This window comes from Kribbella sp. NPDC048837 (assembly GCF_055586945.1).
The window spans coordinates 825,096-841,325 of record NZ_JBVJHF010000002.1 but is presented as its reverse complement, the minus strand read 5'-3'; the positions used below and the strand labels follow the sequence as shown (position 1 = coordinate 841,325).

18 protein-coding genes are annotated in these 16,230 nt (G+C 68.4%); 10 read left to right on the top strand and 8 right to left on the bottom strand.

Annotation, left to right across the window (positions count from 1 at the left end; all coding sequences use genetic code 11):
* The first annotated feature begins 33 nt into the window (after nt 1-33).
* The 5 genes from ACZ6O0_RS11980 to pstB all read left to right on the top strand — a co-directional run bounded on the left by ACZ6O0_RS11980 (nt 34) and on the right by pstB (nt 5,834).
* Nucleotides 34-1,320, top strand: a complete 1,287-nt coding sequence (locus ACZ6O0_RS11980; RefSeq protein WP_465764850.1) for a hypothetical protein — start codon at nt 34-36, stop codon at nt 1,318-1,320.
* Nucleotides 1,321-1,538: 218 nt separating this feature from the next.
* Complete coding sequence (pstS, locus tag ACZ6O0_RS11975) at nt 1,539-2,675, top strand: phosphate ABC transporter substrate-binding protein PstS (RefSeq protein WP_465764849.1); 1,137 nt, start codon at nt 1,539-1,541, stop codon at nt 2,673-2,675.
* Nucleotides 2,676-3,062: 387 nt separating this feature from the next.
* Nucleotides 3,063-4,118 (top strand): phosphate ABC transporter permease subunit PstC, encoded by a 1,056-nt coding sequence (pstC, locus tag ACZ6O0_RS11970; protein WP_465765592.1) that lies wholly within the window; start codon nt 3,063-3,065, stop codon nt 4,116-4,118.
* Entirely contained in the window at nt 4,115-5,035 is a 921-nt protein-coding gene (gene pstA, locus ACZ6O0_RS11965; protein ID WP_465764848.1) for a phosphate ABC transporter permease PstA, read from the top strand. The genes pstC and pstA overlap by 4 nt, the downstream gene beginning before the upstream one ends.
* A 22-nt stretch (nt 5,036-5,057) precedes the next feature.
* Complete coding sequence (gene pstB / locus ACZ6O0_RS11960) at nt 5,058-5,834, top strand: phosphate ABC transporter ATP-binding protein PstB (protein ID WP_465764847.1); 777 nt, start codon at nt 5,058-5,060, stop codon at nt 5,832-5,834.
* Nucleotides 5,835-5,913: 79 nt separating this feature from the next.
* On the opposite strand, the gene ACZ6O0_RS11955 is transcribed toward pstB, so the two are convergent.
* Nucleotides 5,914-6,489, bottom strand: a complete 576-nt coding sequence (locus ACZ6O0_RS11955) for a hypothetical protein (RefSeq protein WP_465764846.1) — start codon at nt 6,487-6,489, stop codon at nt 5,914-5,916.
* A 103-nt stretch (nt 6,490-6,592) separates the two neighbouring features.
* On the opposite strand from ACZ6O0_RS11955, the gene ACZ6O0_RS11950 reads away from it, so the two are divergent.
* Nucleotides 6,593-7,249, top strand: coding sequence for a hypothetical protein (locus ACZ6O0_RS11950; RefSeq protein ID WP_465764845.1), 657 nt, complete (start codon nt 6,593-6,595; stop codon nt 7,247-7,249).
* Nucleotides 7,250-7,302: 53 nt separating this feature from the next.
* Here the strand turns inward: ACZ6O0_RS11950 and ACZ6O0_RS11945 are convergent, their stop codons facing one another.
* Nucleotides 7,303-7,743: a DUF2752 domain-containing protein gene (locus ACZ6O0_RS11945; RefSeq protein ID WP_465764844.1), complete on the bottom strand. Its 441-nt coding sequence runs from the start codon at nt 7,741-7,743 to the stop codon at nt 7,303-7,305.
* A 103-nt stretch (nt 7,744-7,846) separates the two neighbouring features.
* Between ACZ6O0_RS11945 and ACZ6O0_RS11940 the strand changes: the two genes are divergently transcribed.
* Both ACZ6O0_RS11940 and ACZ6O0_RS11935 read left to right on the top strand, forming a co-directional pair.
* Nucleotides 7,847-8,599 (top strand): RDD family protein, encoded by a 753-nt coding sequence (locus ACZ6O0_RS11940; RefSeq protein WP_465764843.1) that lies wholly within the window; start codon nt 7,847-7,849, stop codon nt 8,597-8,599.
* Nucleotides 8,600-8,673: 74 nt separating this feature from the next.
* Nucleotides 8,674-9,261, top strand: coding sequence for an RDD family protein (locus ACZ6O0_RS11935; protein ID WP_465764842.1), 588 nt, complete (start codon nt 8,674-8,676; stop codon nt 9,259-9,261).
* 3 nt (nt 9,262-9,264) lie between these two features.
* Here ACZ6O0_RS11935 and ACZ6O0_RS11930 read toward each other — a convergent pair whose 3' ends face one another.
* From ACZ6O0_RS11930 to thiC, 3 genes are all read right to left on the bottom strand, one after another.
* Nucleotides 9,265-9,819, bottom strand: coding sequence for a hypothetical protein (locus ACZ6O0_RS11930; RefSeq protein ID WP_465764841.1), 555 nt, complete (start codon nt 9,817-9,819; stop codon nt 9,265-9,267).
* Nucleotides 9,816-10,373: a transposase gene (locus ACZ6O0_RS11925; RefSeq protein ID WP_465764840.1), complete on the bottom strand. Its 558-nt coding sequence runs from the start codon at nt 10,371-10,373 to the stop codon at nt 9,816-9,818. Before ACZ6O0_RS11925 ends, ACZ6O0_RS11930 begins: the two co-directional genes overlap by 4 nt.
* A 274-nt stretch (nt 10,374-10,647) precedes the next feature.
* Nucleotides 10,648-12,195 carry a phosphomethylpyrimidine synthase ThiC gene (gene thiC / locus ACZ6O0_RS11920; protein WP_465764839.1) on the bottom strand — a complete coding sequence of 516 codons (1,548 nt, stop codon included), beginning with the start codon at nt 12,193-12,195 and terminating at the stop codon, nt 10,648-10,650.
* Between the two features lie 149 nt (nt 12,196-12,344).
* Here thiC and ACZ6O0_RS11915 point away from each other — a divergent pair, with 149 nt between their 5' ends.
* Nucleotides 12,345-13,091 carry a lysophospholipid acyltransferase family protein gene (locus ACZ6O0_RS11915; protein ID WP_465764838.1) on the top strand — a complete coding sequence of 249 codons (747 nt, stop codon included), beginning with the start codon at nt 12,345-12,347 and terminating at the stop codon, nt 13,089-13,091.
* A 184-nt stretch (nt 13,092-13,275) separates the two neighbouring features.
* Nucleotides 13,276-13,758 carry a hypothetical protein gene (locus ACZ6O0_RS11910; RefSeq protein ID WP_465764837.1) on the top strand — a complete coding sequence of 161 codons (483 nt, stop codon included), beginning with the start codon at nt 13,276-13,278 and terminating at the stop codon, nt 13,756-13,758.
* 1 nt (nt 13,759) lies between these two features.
* Here ACZ6O0_RS11910 and ACZ6O0_RS11905 read toward each other — a convergent pair whose 3' ends face one another.
* From ACZ6O0_RS11905 to ACZ6O0_RS11895, 3 genes are all read right to left on the bottom strand, one after another.
* Nucleotides 13,760-13,993 carry a hypothetical protein gene (locus ACZ6O0_RS11905; RefSeq protein WP_465764836.1) on the bottom strand — a complete coding sequence of 78 codons (234 nt, stop codon included), beginning with the start codon at nt 13,991-13,993 and terminating at the stop codon, nt 13,760-13,762.
* Nucleotides 13,994-14,006: 13 nt separating this feature from the next.
* A complete protein-coding gene (locus tag ACZ6O0_RS11900) occupies nt 14,007-15,140 on the bottom strand; it encodes an inorganic phosphate transporter (protein WP_465764835.1) in 1,134 nt (377 codons plus the stop codon).
* A gap of 89 nt (nt 15,141-15,229) precedes the next feature.
* Entirely contained in the window at nt 15,230-16,228 is a 999-nt protein-coding gene (locus ACZ6O0_RS11895) for an inorganic phosphate transporter (protein ID WP_465764834.1), read from the bottom strand.
* Nucleotides 16,229-16,230: the final 2 nt, after the last annotated feature.

Sequence of the window (16,230 nt, the reverse complement as noted above, 5' to 3'; positions counted from 1 at the left end):
TGATCGCCAGGCGTCCACACCTGGGGATCCCGCATGCGTAAAGCCGTTCTGGCGACGTCGCTCGTCGCCGCCCTGCTCACCGGCAGCCAAACCACCGCCTGGGCCGCCCCCGCGGCCCCGAGTGACGTGCGGGTGAGCTGGTCGGACACGGCGTCCGGGCAGATGCGAGTCACCTGGACGGACGACGGAGCGGCGAACAAGGTCCGGCTCGAGTACAAGGACGGCTCGGGTTCGGGCGAGTGGTTGACAGCCTCGGACAACGCCATCAACCCCCGTTGGCTGGTGCAGACCGGAAAGGTCGCTCGCGTCGCCGTGGTGACGACGGACAGCGCCGGCGACAGCGCGCCGGCGTACTCGCCGTGGTTCGACACCAATCTCGCCGGCGCACCGAAGGTCACCGGTGCGGTGCCGCAGGCCGATGGCTCCTTGCGGCTGACCTGGACAAACTCGCCGGCTCCCACGGACACCACGCCGAACGACCCGCTCGACGTACCCGTCGGCACTGTCGGGCAGGTCGGACCGAAGATCTGGACGATCCTCGACGACAAGCAGGAGTTCTTCCCGCACCCGCTCGGTACGACGACCGCCGTCGTCCCGTTGCGTCCGCATCCTCAGCGGACCTGGATCCTCGCGACGAACGAGTGGGGTTCGGCGGCCTCCGGTTGGGTCGACTTCACCGACCTGAAGTTCACCCTCTCCAGCGGACCCGCCTACGGTGTCTTCGGCAAGCCGATGACGATCTCCGGGCTCGCCGGCGGACTCGATTGCGCACCCGGCGGCAAGTGCAGGATCTTCCCGGGCAACGGTGTTCCGATCACGATGCAGACCAGAGCGAGCGCTTCCAAGCCCTGGGAGTACGCCGGGCGCTACACGTCGTACGACCTGGTCGGCTTCTCTGCGCAGCCGATCGCGCTCGGTGGCCGCGAGTACCGGTTCTATGCTCCGGCCTGGAAGAACATCTCCGGGGACACCTGGATCGTCGCGGCCCAAGCCATCTCGAGTTCCAAGTACATCCCGACGCTGGCGAACTTCGCGGTGGCTGGGTTCAACGTGACCACTGCTCAGGTCGGGCAGATGGTGAAGCTGACCGTGGATGTGCGGCCGGGTGGGACCGTCAAGGGTGCCTTGCAGCGGTGGGACGGGAAGTACTGGCGGAGTGTGCTGACGGTTCCGGTGACCAAGGGGAAGGCGGTGATGTACGTACGGGCCGCCGGGCGCGGCACCAAGACGTACTACCGTGTTGCCGTTCCGGGGATGACGTATTACGGCTTGCCGATCCAGACCACGGGCAGCCGGTCGTTCACGTTGACAGTGCGCTGAGCGTTACCGAAATGTGAGCCAACGGGCGTTTGGGTCGACGCAGAGTCACGGCTCCTAACTCAGTTCACCTGTTAGCCGCCTGGCGGCACGCCAGACGTCGCACACGCTACTGGAACCGTTCACCGCTCGTTCACCGTGGACGGACCGGTCGGTCACCTGCTCTCCCTACCGTCTGTGGAAGTTCAGAAGTCTGATTCCCGCAGAAGGGCAACACTCTCGTGTCCGTCAATCGCCTGCTCCGCGTCGGCTCCGTCGCCGTGGCATCCCTCGGCGTCCTCGCTCTGAGCGCCTGTGGCAGTGACCCGGAGCCGTCAGGTTCCTCGAGCCCGGCTGACTCGTCCTCGTCCGCCGCCCCGGACTGCCCGCAGGGCACCCTGAATGCCGAAGGCTCCTCGGCGCAGAAGAACGCCATCGAGGAAGTCATCAGCAAGTACAACGAGAAGTGCGCCGACGTCACGGTGAACTACAACCCGACCGGCTCCGGCGCGGGTATCAAGCAGTTCAACGCGAACCAGGTCGACTTCGCCGGCTCGGACTCCGCCCTCAAGACCGAGGGTGCGGACGGCGCCGAGAGCGAGATGGCCCAGGCCACCAAGCGCTGCCAGGCCAACCCGGCGCTGGACCTGCCGATGGTCATCGGCCCGGTCGCGATCGCCTACAACGTGGACGGTCTGCAGAAGCTGGTCCTCGACGGCCCGACCGCCGCGAAGATCTTCCAGGGCACCATCAAGACCTGGAACGACCCGGCGATCGCCAAGCTGAACGCCGGCGCCACGCTGCCGTCGGCCCCGATCTCGGTGTTCTTCCGCTCCGACGAGTCCGGCACCACCGAGAACTTCACCAAGTACCTGGCCGCCTCCGGTGGCGGTGCCTGGACCGGTACGCCGGCCAAGAAGTGGACCGGCACCGGCGCCGGTAAGGACAAGTCCGCGGGTGTCGCCGAGGGCGTCAAGAGCACCAAGAACTCGATCACCTACGTCGAGTGGTCCTACGCGGTCGACAACAAGCTCGGCATCGCGCAGATCGACAACGGTTCGGGCACCCCGGTCGAGCTGACCGCCGAGTCCGCCGGCAAGGCGCTGGCCGCCGCGAAGCCGGCCAGTGCCGGTGGCAACGACCTGTCGCTGAAGCTGGACTACGCGACCAAGGAGGCGGGCGCCTACCCGATCATCCTGGTCACCTACGAGATCGCCTGCAGCAAGGGTCTCCCGGCCGAGAAGACCGCGCTGGTGAAGAGCTTCCTGAGCTACTTCGCGAGCAAGGACGGCCAGGCCTCGCTGACCGACCTGAACTACGCGCCGCTGCCGGAGGAGATCCGGAGCAAGGTCGACGCGGCCATCCAGTCGATCAGCTGACGACGAAACCGCAGTGAATGCGAGCCCCGGCCGGTCCCCGAGTCATCGGAGGACGGCCGGGGCTTCGCCTCGTCGGACCTGGAACACCTTGAACCCACGACCCAGGCGCTTGGAGCACCATCGATGAGTAGTCCAGACGGCACGGAACCGCCCGACCGGCCGGACGGCGCAGCCGCCGACCCGGCGGCGGCCGAGACCCCGGAGCAGGCGTCCGCCGGCACCCCGACCGCGGACCAGGTGGCCGCGGAGGGCGCCCGGGACGCGAGTACGGACGAAGCCCGGATCGAGGATCTCGTCCACGAGACCTCCGGGCCGGCCCCACGGTTCGGCGGCCTGGCCGAGGAACACGCCGAGCACGAGGCCGCCGAGCACCAGGACGCCGAGACCATGACCGAGACCGGACCTGAGTCGGCGGCCGCCGCGGCCAGGACGACCGGCGACGCTGAGGCCAAGGTCGATCTCGGCCCGGTCGGGCATCTCGGCGACCGGTTGTTCGCGGGCCTGGCCCGCGGCTCCGGCGGCCTGGTGGTCGCGATCGTCGCGTTCGTCGGCATCTTCCTGCTGGCGCTGGCGATCCCGGCACTGGCCGACAACGAGGGCAACTTCCTCTTCTCCCGGACCTGGCTGCCCGGCGGCGACCACCCGAACTTCGGCATCGCCGCGCTCTTCTACACCACCCTGGTCAGCTCGATCATCGCGATGGCGGTGGCGGTGCCGATCGCGATCGGCGTCGCGCTGTTCATCACGTACTACGCACCGACGCGGCTGGCCCGCCCGGTGGCTTCCGTGGTGGATCTGCTCGCCGCGGTGCCGTCGATCATCTACGGCCTGTGGGGCATCGTCTTCTTCGCGCCGGTGATCCAGCCGGTGTCGGGCGCGATCTCCGACGTGCTGGGCTGGATCCCGCTCTTCAAGGAAGCCCCGAACGCCGACCGCGGCACCGTCTTCACGGCCGGACTGGTGCTGGCCATCATGATCCTGCCGGTGATCACCGCGATCAGCCGGGAGATCTTCGCGCAGACCCCGATCACCCACCGCGAGGGCGCCCTGGCCCTGGGCTCCACCAAGTGGGAGATGATCCGGATGGCCGTCCTTCCGTACGGGCGTTCCGGTGTCGTCAGCGCGGCCATGCTCGGTCTGGGCCGCGCGCTCGGCGAGACGGTGGCCGTGATGATCATCCTGTCCCAGCCGAACCCGATCGCCCCGTGGGACCCGTCGATCTTCGCCGGTGGTGAGACGTTCGCGTCGAAGATCGCCTCCAGCGCGGCCGAGCTGGACACCCCGGCCAAGACGGGCGCCTTCATCGCGGCCGGTCTGGTGCTGTTCGTCGTCACCTTCATCGTCAACTCGGCCGCGCGGCTGATCGTGGCCCGCTCCGGCCCCAGCGCCAACCGCCGCCCGCGCCGGCCGAAGTCCGTCGCCAGCAAAGGAGCGACCGCATGAGCACGCTCGCCGCGAACCGTCCGGACTATGACGGCAAGGTCCTCGATCTGACCGGCAAGTCCGGCGCCCGCGCCGCCCGGAACACGATCGCCACCGTGCTGATCACGCTGTGCTTCCTGATCGCGCTGATCCCGCTGGCCTGGATCCTGTGGACGGTGGTCTCGAAGGGGTACCACCTGCTGCTGGACGCCAACTGGTGGTCGCAGTCGCAGCGCGGCATCACCTCGCGCCGCGAGGGTGGCGGCGCGTACCACGCGATCGTCGGCAGCCTGATCATGGCCGCGATCACCGCGGTCATCGCCGTACCGCTCGGGGTGCTCGGCGCGGTCTACCTGATCGAGTACGGCAAGGGCAGCCGCGCGGCCCGCGCGGTCAGCTTCATGGTCGACATCCTCACCGGTGTGCCGTCGATCGTCGCCGCGCTGTTCATCTACGCGGTCTGGATCACCATCCTGGGCTTCAACCGGATCGGCTTCGCGGTGTCGCTGGCGCTGGTCCTGCTGATGATGCCGGTCATCCTGCGGTCCACCGAGGAGATGCTCAAGCTGGTCCCGGACGAACTCCGGGAAGCGTCGTACGCGCTCGGGGTGCCGAAGTGGAAGACGATCCTCAAGGTCGTCGTCCCGACCGCGTTCGGCGGCATCGTCACCGGCATCATGCTCGGCCTGGCCCGGGTGATCGGCGAGACCGCGCCGCTGCTGATCCTGGTCGGCTACTCGAAGGTGATCAACTACAACCCGTTCTCCGGGTTCATGGGCGCACTGCCGACCATGATCAACAACGATCGTGGCGACATGGCCCTGCCGGCCGCCAACGACCGGGTCTGGGCAGCCGCCCTGACGCTGATTCTCATCGTTCTGGCACTCAACCTGCTGGCCCGGCTGATCGCCCGGTTCAGCGCCATCAAGTCGAAATAGTCACGAGAGGTACTGAGTCGATATGGCGAAGCGCATCGAGGTCAGCGGCCTCAACGTCTACTACGGCGATTTCAAGGCGGTCGAGGATGTGTCGATGACGATCGAGCCCCGCTCGGTCACCGCGTTCATCGGGCCGTCCGGCTGCGGCAAGTCCACCTACCTGCGCACCCTGAACCGGATGCACGAGGTGATCGCGGGTGCCCGGGTCGAGGGCAAGGTGATGCTGGACCAGCAGGACCTGTACGCGACCGGGGTCGACCCGGTGGCGGTCCGGCGGGTCGTCGGCATGGTGTTCCAGCGGCCGAACCCGTTCCCGACCATGTCGATCTTCGACAACGTCGCGGCCGGGCTGCGGCTGAACGGCGTCAAGGACAGGAAGAAGCTCACCGAGGTGGTCGAGAGGTCCCTGCAGGGCGCGAACCTGTGGACCGAGGTCAAGGACCGGCTGGACAAGCCCGGCGCGGGTCTGTCCGGTGGTCAGCAGCAGCGGCTGTGCATCGCCCGGGCGATCGCGGTCGAGCCCGAGGTGATCCTGATGGACGAGCCGTGCTCGGCCCTGGACCCGATCTCCACGCTGGCGATCGAGGACCTGATCGAGAAGCTGAAGGACAAGTTCACCGTCGTCATCGTCACGCACAACATGCAGCAGGCGGCGCGGGTCTCGGACCAGACCGCGTTCTTCAACCTGGCCGCGACCGGCAAGCCGGGCCGGCTGATCGAGATGGGCCCGACCAAGCAGATCTTCTCCAACCCGACCGAGAAGGCGACCGAGGACTACATCACCGGCCGCTTCGGCTGATCCGCAGTACGACGAACTCCGCCGGCCGCCGTGACCCGTTGGTCGCGGCGGCCGGTCTCGTCAGGGGGCGGAAACCCCTTCAGACACAGAGGGTCCGGGCGAAGTTGACCCGGGCCAGCGTGTCGGCGACATCACGCGGTGAGCTGACGCCGACGTGGGTGTTGTGGGTGCGGTTGCCGTTCTGCACGGTGATCTGGACGAAGCCGGTCGTCCTGCGCTCCTTGCAGAGCAGGAAGAGCAGCCCGAGCAGGCAGGCCAGCGCGAAGACGATCGCCAGGATGATCGCCCAGGCGGGGATCTTCTCCTCGCTCCGCGACATGTCCATCGCCGACCAGTTCGTCCCCTGGGTCGGCAGCACGCCGGCCGGGGTGACGATCCGGAATTGCTCGACCGAGATGTCGCCGACCGTGACCAGCACCGGTCCGGTCGGCAACGCCTGCAGGGGCAGCGATTGCGGCTGCTGGTGCGGCCCGCCGACCGGCGGCTGGTACGGCCCGGGCGGCGGCGCGAACTGGGTGGAGGCGAACTGGCCGGGCGGTGGCACGTACGGCCCGGGCTGGGGCGCCGGTGCGGCCTCGTACTGCACCGGGAGATGCCGGGTCGGCTCCGGACTCTCGGGGCGGGAATCGGGCGGAGAGTGAGGGGATTCGGTCACCCGCCCAACCCTAGGCGTTCGGCATCCGGCGAGGGTGCGTGACCGAGAACCTGTGGAAAAGATAGCCTTCGGGGATTCCTCGACGTTCTCAGAAGGGACCGCGGTGAGCACTCCGACGCCTCCGGGCGACGATCAGAACGACCCGAACCGGCCGCAGGACACCCCCGAGACCCCGGGGCAGCAGCCGCCGAGTCAGTACGGTCAGCCGGGCCAGCCGGGGCAGGAGCAGCCGGACCCGTACGGGCAGCAGCCCGGTCAGTACGGTCAGCCGGGCCAGTACGGGCAGCAGCCCGGTTACGGCCAGCAGCCTGGCTACGGTCAGCAGCAGCCTGATCCCTACAACCAGGGTGGATACCCGGGCCAACCCGGCCAGTACGGCCAGCAGCAGCCAGGGCAGTACGGACAGCCCGGCCAGTACGGGCAACCCCAGCAGCCCGGCCAGTACGGACAGCAGTACGGGCAGCAGCCGGGTCAGTACGGGCAGCAGCCCGGCGCCTACGGTCAGTACGGCGGCCAGCCCGGTGGCTACGGATACGGCGCGGTCCCGCAGAACAACACCCCGCAGGTGCTGTCGATCATCGGCATCGTCTGCTGGTTCTGCTGCAGCCCGGCCTCGATCGCTCTCGGCCTGATTGCCCAGGGCAAGTTCCGCGAGCAGGGCCGGTCGGACACGCTGGCCAAGGTCGCCTGGATCGGCGGCATCGTCTCGCTGGTGCTGAGCGTGCTCGGCTACTTCACCGGAGTGATCGGCAACTACTGAGTCACGACCCGCAGTGATCGTCGCCGGTGCCGCGAACAGGCACCGGCGACGATTCAGTTCAGGTTGCGGGCGACGCCGTACACGATGAGCAGGGCGATCACGCCCTTGAGCAGCCAGTCCGCGGTCCGCGGGCTCATCGTCAGCCGCGGCAGCCGGATCAGCCGGAGCGATTCGAGCGACCAGGCAAGCAACTGGTAGCCGACGGCAACACCGACGAGCGGGCCGAGGACCAGCACCACCGGGTTGAAGTGCCACGCGGCGTCCAGATCGCCGCGGAGCAGGGCGGCCGCCATCCTGGTCGATCCACACAGCGGGCAGTTCAGCCCGGTGGTCGCGTGCAGGATGCACGGAATGCCGATGTGCCCGCCGGACAGCTGATAGACCGCTGCCAGTCCGAAGCCGCCCACTCCGACGGCGGTCAGGCCCCACACGCGCCGGTCCAGTGGCTGCACCGGCCCGGTCGGCCGGAGTACGACGCTCAGCGAAAGGCTCACCCGACAACGGTAACTCTCGTCACGGGGGATCCGTCGGCCGGACTGAGCCGTCCGACGACTAGCCTGCAATTCCCCTCGACAGCAATCAGGAGAAAGGACCGTCGTGAGCACTCCGACGCCACCGCCGGGTTACGGCCCGCAGGACCCACAGCAGCCGGGTCAGTACGGCCGTCCTGGTCAGTACGGTCAGCCCCAGCAGCCGGGTCAGTACGGGCAGCAGCAGCAGCAGCCCGGCTATGGCGGCCAGCAGCAGCCTGGCTACGGGCAGCAGCCCGGGTACGGCCAGCAGCAGCCGGCGCAGTACGCGCAGCAGCCCGGTCAGTACGGTCAGTACGGTCAAGCGCAGCCGGGTCAGCCCAGTCAGTACGGGCAGCAGCCGGGCTACGGCCAGCCCTACGGTCAGCCGGGTTACCCGCCGGGCTACGGCCAGCCGGGTGGCTTCGGCGCGATCCCCGGCAACCTGGCGGCCTGGCCGAACCGGGTCGGCGGTGCGCTTATCGACGGCCTGATCATCGGCGTGCCGTACGGCATCGCGGGTGCGCTCGCCAGCGGCAACAGCTCGGCCCTCGCCATCCTGGCGCTGCTGTTCTACCTGGCCGGCATCGGTCTGGCGATCTGGAACGTCTTCATCCGTCAGGGCAGCACCGGCCAGACCGTGGGCAAGCAGCTCCTCGGCCTGAAGCTGGTCGGCGCGGACACCGGCCAGCCGATCGGAGCGGGCAAGGCGTTCCTGCGTCAGCTCACCCACATCCTCGACGGCCTCGCCTGCTACATCGGCTACCTGTGGCCGCTGTGGGACGAGAAGCGCCAGACGTTCGCGGACAAGATCAACAACACCTACGTCGTCAAGCTCTGACGCGGTACCGCGATCTCCCCGGACGCCGCGGCCTGTCCAGGCCGCGGCGTCCGCGCCCTAGAAAGGACCGGCAGGTGACCACCCCTCCGTACGACGGTCAGCCGCAGTTCCCACCCGGACAGCCGGGGCAGTACCAGCCGCAGTACGCACCGGCCCAGCCCGGTCAGTTCCAGCCGCAGGGATACAACCCCTACGGAGTGGGCAGCCAAGGACAGGGCGGTTACGGCTACGCGCCGCCCGGCCAGCTGGCCGGGTGGCCGATCCGCGTCGGCGCCTCGATCCTCGACTCGCTGATCATCTCGATCCCGCCGATCGCCGGCGTGATCGTGGCCCTGGTCATCGACGGCGACCAGGACGAGCTCGGTCCCGCCGGCGGCATCGCGATGGTGACCGGCTTCGCCGTAGGGTTCGTGGTCTGGGTCTGGAACCGGCTGATCCGGCAGGGCCGGACCGGCCAGTCGTTCGGGAAGAAGCTGACCGGCCTGCGGGTCGTGCACGCCCAGACCGGTCAGCTGATCGGCATGGGCTCGAACCTGGGCCGTGAGATCTGCGCCCAGATCTTCAACCAGCTCTGCATCCTGAACGTGATCTGGCCGCTGTGGGACGACAAGCAGCAGACCTGGCACGACAAGGTCGTCAACGACATCGTCATCCGGCTCTGACCCCTAGTGGGACAGCAGGAACCCGGCGCAGGTCACGGCCCACAGCACACTGGTGAACGTGCCGATGATGAAGCGCTCGGCGACCGCCTGCGGCGTGACCGAGGCCGGTTGGTCCGGGCTGCGCAGCTCGGGGTACCGGGCCAGCCCTTTGATCGCCAGTACGACGGCGATGCCCTCCGGCCAGCCGGCTACCAGGGCGGCGAAGATGGCGGCTCGCTCGAGTGAACCGATCAGCGCGCCGCCACGCAGTACCTCACCGGCCTTCTGCGTCGACTGGGCTCGTGTGTTCCCTCGGTCGACCAGAGCCAGCACGGACGTCGTGAGTGGGCCGCCACCGGTGACAGCCAGTCCTCCGGACAGCAGAAGCAGTACGTTCCACCAGCGCTCGCGCCAGCCGTCCACACCGTCGCCTGCGAGCAGCAGAAGACCGACTGCGATCAGACAGGCCAGCATGACGGCGCTGATCGCGATCTCGAGGCTGGAGCCGGCCTTCGGGACCCACGCCAGGACGGCGAGGATCAGGCCGGCCGCGGTCAACGACAGGATCAGTGCCGTCACGCAGCGGCCCCAGCGTCGAGCAACTCGGCCGCCAGCACCCGTCCACGCTGTTCCTCGGCGAACCCGGCGGCCTGCGCCCGCTGGGTCACCGCCGACTGACTGATCCCCAGCTTCACGCCGATCTCCCGCCTGGTGAGTCCTTCGGCCAGTAGGTCGGCCACTGCCCAGCCACGGTCGCTGCGACGCCGCAGTACGGACGCCATCAGCCAGAGCACGGTCTCCACCCGCTCCGCGGACCGCGCGTCCGAGCCGACCACGTTGACGTGGTAAGGGCTCGACTTGGCCCGGTTCACCGCCTCGCGCGCGAAAACGAACGCGTCGCCGCTGCCCGCCCTGGTGCTGCGGGGCAGTGGCTGGATGACCTCGCCGACGCCGAGTCCGACGTACCAGGTGTCCGAGCGGATCAACTCGACGATCACGTCGATGGTGGCGCGAGCCTCCGAGAGGACACCCTGCACCTCGTCGCCGGCGGTCCGCTCGAACTTGCGGAGCAACCCGGTCCGCCGCGGCCGGCGGTTCAGGGAGTTCAGTAGCTCGGGTACGAGATCGCTCATGCTTCGGCTGCCGCGCTGATCTACCGTGAGAACGAAGACCATTGCCCTGCACCTCCTTCCGAACGCCTTAAGGCTACAGTCTTATTCACGTAGAGTGAAGGAAAAAACCTGAATCGGTTCACCCGGTCACTCCCAGTGATCGTTCCGCAGGCCACCGATTCCTCAATTCTCCGCTGGATCCGGCCGGTTCGGCATCTCGACTCACCCGCTGGGTTCACACGGAGTCAGCACACTTCCGGCCCGGAGTACGGCGTACTCCGGGCCGGACAGCGTGTCAGTCGACGAGCGGGAGGACCCGCTTCCGGTCCTCGGCGTACGCGCGGATGTCGGCGGTGATCCGCATCGAGCAGAACTTCGGGCCGCACATCGAGCAGAAGTGCGCGGTCTTGGCCGGCTCGGCGGGCAGCGTCTCGTCGTGGAACGAGCGCGCCGTGTCCGGATCCACCGAGAGGTTGAACTGATCCTCCCAGCGGAACTCGAACCTTGCCTTGGACAACGTGTCGTCCCAGGCCTGCGCCCCCGGGTGTCCCTTCGCCAGATCGGCTGCGTGGGCGGCGATCTTGTAGGTGATCACCCCGGTCTTCACGTCGTCGCGATCCGGCAGCCCGAGGTGTTCCTTGGGCGTGACGTAGCAGAGCATCGCCGTCCCCAGCCAGCCGATCTGGGCCGCACCGATCGCCGACGTGATGTGGTCGTACGCCGGTGCCACATCAGTTGCCAACGGCCCCAAAGTGTAGAACGGCGCCTCGCCGCAGAGCTCCTCCTCGAGCCGCACGTTCTCGGCGATCTTGTGCATCGGCACGTGCCCCGGGCCTTCGATCATCACCTGCACATCGTGTTCCCAGGCAATGCGCGTCAGCTCGCCCAGCGTCCGCAGCTCGGCGAACTGCGCCTCGTCGTTCGCGTCGGCGATGCACCCCGGCCGCAGCCCGTCGCCCAGGGAGAACGTCACGTCGTACTCCCGCAGGATCTCGCACAGCTCCGCGAAATGCGTGTACAGGAAGGACTCCTGGTGATGCGCCAGGCACCACGCGGCCATGATCGAACCACCCCGCGACACGATCCCGGTGATCCGCTCCGCGGTCAGCGGCACGTACCGCAGCAGGACGCCGGCGTGCACGGTCATGTAGTCGACACCCTGCTCGCACTGCTCGATCACCGTCTCGCGATACACCTCCCACGACAGGTCCGCCGGATCGCCGTTCACCTTCTCGAGGGCCTGGTACAGCGGAACCGTCCCGATCGGCACCGGCGAGTTCCGCAGGATCCACTCGCGGGTCTCGTGGATGTTCTTGCCGGTGGACAGGTCCATCACCGTGTCCGCGCCCCACCGGGTCGCCCAGACGAGCTTCTCGACCTCCTCCTCGACCGAGCTGGTGACGGCCGAGTTGCCGATGTTCGCGTTCACCTTCACCAGGAACTTCTTGCCGATGATCATCGGCTCGCTCTCCGGGTGCCGCCGGTTCGCCGGGATCACGGCCCGGCCCCGGGCCACCTCGGCCCGGACGAACTCGGGATCGACGCCCTCCCGGACGGCGACGTACCTCATCTCGTCGGTGATCGTCCCGGCGCGCGCGTGCCCCAGCTGGGTGCGTGGCTCGCGCCCGGCGATCCAGTCCCGCCGCAGTGCGGGGAGACCGGCTTGTACGTCGATCTGAGCCGAAGCGTCGGTGTACGGCCCGGAGGTGTCGTACAGATCGAAGTGTTCGCCGTTGGTGAGGTGGACGCGGCGGGCCGGGACGCCCAGCTCACCGCGGTAGATCTTCTCCGACCCCGAGATCGGGCCGGTGGTGACAGTCGGTCGAATCGTGCTGACATTCACCTTGCTGCTCCCTACGCCGGAATTACCCGGACAGGTTCGGCGGTCGGCGGCGCCGGATCATCCAGCCGCCCTCTCAGCCCACTACGGTGCGAGCTCCCGCGATCTCTACTTGTGACGGCCACCCTAGACGAAGGCTGTAGCGTCGAGGAATGCGAGACCTCGTGTATCCGCCTGTCATCGCCTTCGCGAAGACCGCCTTCAAGGCGCTGGACCTGACGATCCACCTGACCGGGGCGGAGAACGTGCCGCGGACCGGCGGCGCGGTGATCGCGCTCAACCACATCAGTTACGTCGACTTCATCCTCGGCGGGTACGGCGCCGTGCCGAGCAAACGGCTCGTCCGGTTCATGGCCAAGGAGGTGCTGTTCCGCAACCGGTTCTCCGGTCCCCTGATGCGCGGCATGCACCACATCCCGGTCGACCGTGCGGCCGGGATGGCGTCGTACCGCGAAGCCCTGCGGTATCTCGGTCAGGGCGAGGTCGTCGGCGTGTTCCCGGAGGCGACGATCAGCCGGTCGTTCGAGCTCAAGGAGTTCAAGTCCGGCACGGTCCGGATGGCCGCGGCGGCCGGCGTACCGATCATTCCGCTGATCCTGTGGGGCACCCAGCGGATGATGACCAAGGACCACCCGCGCGACTTCTCCCGGCATCGCACGATCGCGATCACCGTCGGCGCACCGATGACCGTCACCCGGGCCGACGACGCGGCCGAGGCCACCACGCAGCTTCGCTCGACCATGGCCGGGATGCTCGACCAGGCCATCCGCGCCTACCCCGAGCAACCGGCCGGTGCCTGGTGGTTGCCGGCGTCGTACGGCGGCGGCGCGCCGACTCCGGAGCAGGCCGAGCGGCTGGATCAGGAGGAACTCGCCCGTCGGGACGCTCGCCGCAAGTAGCGCGGACGAATACTTGACCCTCGGGCCTGAACGAGGGTACGAAGGCTTTCGTTGTTGACAGAGCAGGAACCTGGGGGGTCCCTGTGTGGCGGGCCGGGCAGCGGCAGGCGCGGCCGCGGTACTCAGGCGGGCGGGGAAGGTTTTGTTCGATTCACCGGAAGAGCTCCATCTGTTCGAACCGGGGATGCTGACACCCGCGCCCCACGTCGCGGACCAGATCCCGGACGCGGGGACATACTTCGTCGAGTGGGCGATCCGGGGCCTGTCCTCGGACCGCGCCCGGGAGATCGAGTCCGCGGTGAACGGGCGCCGTTGCCAGAACGGCTGGTTCCCGCTGGAGAGCCTGGACAGCATCGGCAGCCGCGGCTTCTGGCGCGGTCCGCTGACCTACCTGGCCCGCATGACGTCCGACGACACGGCGATCCTGCAGCGCTGGGCCGCCGACGGCCTCAGAGGCGAGAACCAGAGCCGGATCGAGGCGACCGTCGACCACCTGCTGCACCAGCAGGGCCACGCGGCCGCCGCCACCTGGGCGGTGGCGGTGCGGCCGCGGACCTATCTGGACGCGAGCATCCTGGGCGACAAGCTCGCGGCCGCATGGGAGTACAACCTCGGCTCCGTGCGCTCCAAGGACGTGGCGAAGTCGGTCCGGCGCTGGAACCGCTAGCTCAGTGGAACTGCGGGATGATCAGGTAGAGCCCGTAGAGCACCGCCGCCAGGCACGCGGCGAAGCAGAGCCCGGCGATCGACGTGTCGATGATCGACGGCGGCTTCTTCTCGTCGAGCGCCACCGCCCGCCGCGACATCGCGGTCACGCCGATCGCGAACAGGACCGCCAGGCCGACCCCGAAGATCAGGCTCACCAGGGCCACCTGACCGAGTGCACTCCAGTCGATGTGCATCGCCGTACTCCTCTCAGGCCGCCGCGGTCGTCTTGGCCGGGGTGGAGCCCGGGTACTCGTTGACGTTCTCCGCCGTCACCGGCCTGCGGCGGGAGGCGGCGTAGATGCCACCGCCGGCCACGATCGCGAGGACCGCGACGATGACGACGCCGAAGTTGCCGGAGCTGGCCACCCGGCCGGACAGCGCGCCGACGACAGCGGCGGCCGGGAGCGTGAGCAGCCAGGCCACCGCCATCCGCCGGGCAACCGTCCAGCGCACCTGCGCGAGCCGCTTGCCGAGGCCGGCGCCGAGGATGCTGCCGGAGCAGACCTGGGTGGTGGACAGCGGGAAACCCAGGTGGGCCGAGGCGAGGAGCACCGAGGCCGAGCTGGTCTCGGCGGTGAACCCCTGCGGTGACTCGATCTCGGTCAGGCCCTTGCCCATCGTCCGGATGATCCGCCAGCCACCGAAGTAGGTGCCCAGGGCGATCGCCAGACCGGCTGCGAAGATCACCCAGACCGGCGGAGCCGAACCCTGTGCGAGGCTGCCCGAGGTGATCAGCACCAGCGTGATGATGCCCATGGTCTTCTGCGCGTCACCGGTGCCGTGAGCGAGCGAGACCAGCGAGGCGGACGCGATCTGCCCGGTCTTGAACCCGTCGTCGACCGCCTTCTTCCGGGCCCGCTGGGTGATCTTGTAGGCCAGGAAGGTCCCGAGGAGCGCGACCGCACCGGCCACGATCGGCGCGGCGATCGCCGGGATGATGATCTTCTGCACCACCGTGGCGAAGTTCACCGCGCTGCTGCCGGCCGCGATCCAGGTGGCGCCGATCAGGCCGCCGAACAGGGCGTGCGACGAGGAGCTCGGCAGGCCGAAGTACCAGGTGATGAGGTTCCACAGGATCGCGCCGACCAGGCCGCCGAAGATGATCGGCACGGTCACCTTGGAGTCGTCGACGAGGCCGCTGGAGATCGTCTTGGCCACCGCGGTGGACAGGAACGCGCCGACCAGGTTGAGCACCGCGGACAAGGCGACCGCGACCTTGGGTCTGAGCGCGCCGGTGGCGATGGACGTCGCCATCGCGTTGGCGGTGTCGTGGAAACCGTTGGTGAAGTCGAACACCAACGCGGTGATGATCACCACGACGACAAGGAAGGACAGGTCCATCGCGATCACTTCCCCCCTAGACGGACGATGTACAGCGTCTGTCGACGGTAGGCCTGGTGAGTGAATTCGAAATGAACAGATCGGGTGAGTTACTCCAGGATCAGGTGGGCGAGGAAATAGATCAGCGCCGCGATGATGCCGGCCGCGGGAATGGTCAGCACCCACGCGATGACGATGCTCCTCGCGACTCCCCAGCGGACCGCCGACAGCCGCTTGGTCGCACCGGCGCCGATCACCGCCGACGTGATCGTTTGCGTCGTCGAGACCGGTGCGTGCAGACCGATCGCCATCACGTAGAGCACGGTCGCGGCGACCGCCTCGGCGGCGAAGCCGCGGGGCGGGTCGAGGTGGATGATCCGGCGGCCCAGGGTGCGCATGATCCGCCAGCCGCCGGAGTACGTGCCGAGCGAGATCGCCGTTGCGGCGGAGAGCTTGACCCACAGCGGGATGCCGTCGCCCGCGTCGACGTAGCCGGCGGTGAGCAGCGCGAGGAAGATGACGCCCATCGTCTTCTGCGCGTCCTGCAGGCCGTGCCCGAGCGCCACCGCCGCCGCCGACAGCGACTGCGACATCCGGAATCCGCGGGTGGTCCTGGCGGGGTTGCTGCGCCGGAACGTCCACAGAATCGCGATCATCAGCGCGAACGCGCCGAAGAAGCCGACCGCGGGAGACAGCACCATCGGGATGACGACCTTGTCGAGGATGCCTGTCCACAGCACGATGCTCGACGAGGCGACCCCGGCGCCGATCAGCCCGCCGATCAGCGCATGCGACGAGGAGCTGGGCAGGCCGAAGTACCAGGTGATCATGTTCCAGGTGATCGCGCCGATCAGGGCCGCGATCACGATCACCAGGCCGTGCACGCCGCTCGGGGCGCTGATGATGCCCTTGCCGACCGTCTCGGCCACCTCGGTGCCGGCCAGCGCGCCGAGGAAGTTGCAGACCGCGGCCATCGCCAGCGCCACCCGCGGCGTGAGCGCCCGGGTCGAGACCGAGGTCGCGATCGCGTTGGCGGCGTCGTGGAAGCCGTTGGTGTAGTCGAAGACGAGGGCGATGACGACCAGGACGATGACGAGCGTGAGCTCCACGC

Bases quoted from the DNA above. Each gene is read 5' to 3' on its own strand.
- ACZ6O0_RS11905 (WP_465764836.1), bottom strand. From the start codon at position 13,993: ATGCACATCGACTGGAGTGCACTCGGTCAGGTGGCCCTGGTGAGCCTG.
- ACZ6O0_RS11925 (WP_465764840.1), bottom strand. From the start codon at position 10,373: ATGAGCGATCTCGTACCCGAGCTACTGAACTCCCTGAACCGCCGGCCG.
- pstC (WP_465765592.1), top strand. From the start codon at position 3,063: ATGACCGAGACCGGACCTGAGTCGGCGGCCGCCGCGGCCAGGACGACC.
- ACZ6O0_RS11900 (WP_465764835.1), bottom strand. From the start codon at position 15,140: ATGGACCTGTCCTTCCTTGTCGTCGTGGTGATCATCACCGCGTTGGTG.
- ACZ6O0_RS11910 (WP_465764837.1), top strand. From the start codon at position 13,276: ATGCTGACACCCGCGCCCCACGTCGCGGACCAGATCCCGGACGCGGGG.
- ACZ6O0_RS11915 (WP_465764838.1), top strand. From the start codon at position 12,345: ATGCGAGACCTCGTGTATCCGCCTGTCATCGCCTTCGCGAAGACCGCC.
- ACZ6O0_RS11980 (WP_465764850.1), top strand. From the start codon at position 34: ATGCGTAAAGCCGTTCTGGCGACGTCGCTCGTCGCCGCCCTGCTCACC.
- pstA (WP_465764848.1), top strand. From the start codon at position 4,115: ATGAGCACGCTCGCCGCGAACCGTCCGGACTATGACGGCAAGGTCCTC.
- pstB (WP_465764847.1), top strand. From the start codon at position 5,058: ATGGCGAAGCGCATCGAGGTCAGCGGCCTCAACGTCTACTACGGCGAT.